The sequence below is a fragment of the Exiguobacterium sp. s149 genome (assembly GCF_018618395.1).
Classification (GTDB): Bacteria; Bacillota; Bacilli; order Exiguobacteriales; family Exiguobacteriaceae; genus Exiguobacterium; species Exiguobacterium chiriqhucha.
The window spans coordinates 1-1,215 of sequence record NZ_JACSLZ010000024.1; the positions used below are offsets into that span (position 1 = coordinate 1).

The following is a 1,215-nucleotide window of genomic DNA, read 5'->3' on the forward strand; positions in this document are numbered from 1 at the left end:
CCCGTTCCCATGCCGAACACGGAAGTTAAGCGCTTCAGCGCCGAAAGTAGTTGGGGGTCTCCCCCTGTGAGGATAGGACGCTGCCAGGCTGTTTATTTTTTTGAAAAAATTATTGACTTTCTTCTTGAGGAGACTTAAAATAGGTAAAGTCGATACAGTAATTATTTAAAACGGTCCCGTGGTGTAGTGGTTAACATGTCTGCCTGTCACGCAGAAGATCGCGGGTTCGAATCCCGTCGGGACCGCCATTTTTTTATTTAATTTAATAAGTTGGCTTTGTAGCTCAGTTGGTAGAGCAAAGGACTGAAAATCCTTGTGTCGGCGGTTCGATTCCGTCCAAAGCCACCATTTACAGCGCCGGTGTAGCTCAGTTGGTAGAGCATCTGACTTGTAATCAGAGGGTCGAGGGTTCGAATCCTTTCGCCGGCACCATTTTTCTCATGGCGGTTGTGGCGAAGTGGTTAACGCACCGGATTGTGATTCCGGCATTCGAGGGTTCAATTCCCTTCAGCCGCCCCATTTTTAAAAATTAATGAGCCATTAGCTCAGTTGGTAGAGCATCTGACTTTTAATCAGAGGGTCGCAGGTTCGAGCCCTGCATGGCTCACCATTTCTCATTAATTTCTATACTTAAATATTATATGCGGGTGTGGCGGAATTGGTAGACGCGCTAGACTTAGGATCTAGTGTCTTTGACGTGGGGGTTCGAGTCCCTTCACCCGCATCTCTAATCTAACTTTATATTGCGGAAGTAGTTCAGTGGTAGAATACGACCTTGCCAAGGTCGGGGTCGCGGGTTCGAATCCCGTCTTCCGCTCCAATTATATGCGGTCGTGGCGGAATCGGTAGACGCGCTAGGTTGAGGGCCTAGTGGTGGTTAACACCGTGGAGGTTCAAGTCCTCTCGACCGCATTAATGCACCCTTAGCTCAGCTGGATAGAGCGTTAGACTACGAATCTAAAGGCCGGGAGTTCGAATCTCTCAGGGTGCACCATTTATAACGGGAAGTAGCTCAGCTTGGTAGAGCACTTGGTTTGGGACCAAGGGGTCGCAGGTTCGAATCCTGTCTTCCCGACCATTTCTTAATTCAATTTGGTCTTTGAAAACTGAACGATGAGGCAAAAAAGTTTTACAATTTTTGAATGAAGCGCAAGCTTCGTCATTTTTAAAGAGCTATATCAAATTCTTTGGAGAGTTTGATCCTGGCTCAGGACG

10 tRNA genes and 1 rRNA gene are annotated in these 1,215 nt (G+C 47.3%); all 11 read left to right on the forward strand.

Going from position 1 to position 1,215, the window contains the following annotated elements:
* Nucleotides 1-89, forward strand: a 5S ribosomal RNA gene (rrf, locus tag KNP81_RS15075); the annotation flags it as partial.
* Nucleotides 90-172: 83 nt separating this feature from the next.
* Nucleotides 173-248: transfer RNA gene (locus KNP81_RS15080), tRNA-Asp, on the forward strand.
* A 24-nt stretch (nucleotides 249-272) separates the two neighbouring features.
* A tRNA-Phe gene (locus tag KNP81_RS15085) sits at nucleotides 273-348 on the forward strand.
* An 8-nt stretch (nucleotides 349-356) separates the two neighbouring features.
* Nucleotides 357-432: transfer RNA gene (locus KNP81_RS15090), tRNA-Thr, on the forward strand.
* Between the two features lie 11 nt (nucleotides 433-443).
* Nucleotides 444-519 (forward strand) — tRNA-His (locus KNP81_RS15095).
* Between the two features lie 15 nt (nucleotides 520-534).
* A tRNA-Lys gene (locus KNP81_RS15100) sits at nucleotides 535-610 on the forward strand.
* A gap of 33 nt (nucleotides 611-643) precedes the next feature.
* Nucleotides 644-724, forward strand: a tRNA-Leu gene (locus KNP81_RS15105).
* Nucleotides 725-745: 21 nt separating this feature from the next.
* Nucleotides 746-820: transfer RNA gene (locus tag KNP81_RS15110), tRNA-Gly, on the forward strand.
* Between the two features lie 7 nt (nucleotides 821-827).
* A tRNA-Leu gene (locus tag KNP81_RS15115) sits at nucleotides 828-912 on the forward strand.
* A 5-nt stretch (nucleotides 913-917) separates the two neighbouring features.
* A tRNA-Arg gene (locus tag KNP81_RS15120) sits at nucleotides 918-994 on the forward strand.
* A 7-nt stretch (nucleotides 995-1,001) separates the two neighbouring features.
* Nucleotides 1,002-1,078, forward strand: a tRNA-Pro gene (locus tag KNP81_RS15125).
* Nucleotides 1,079-1,215: the final 137 nt, after the last annotated feature.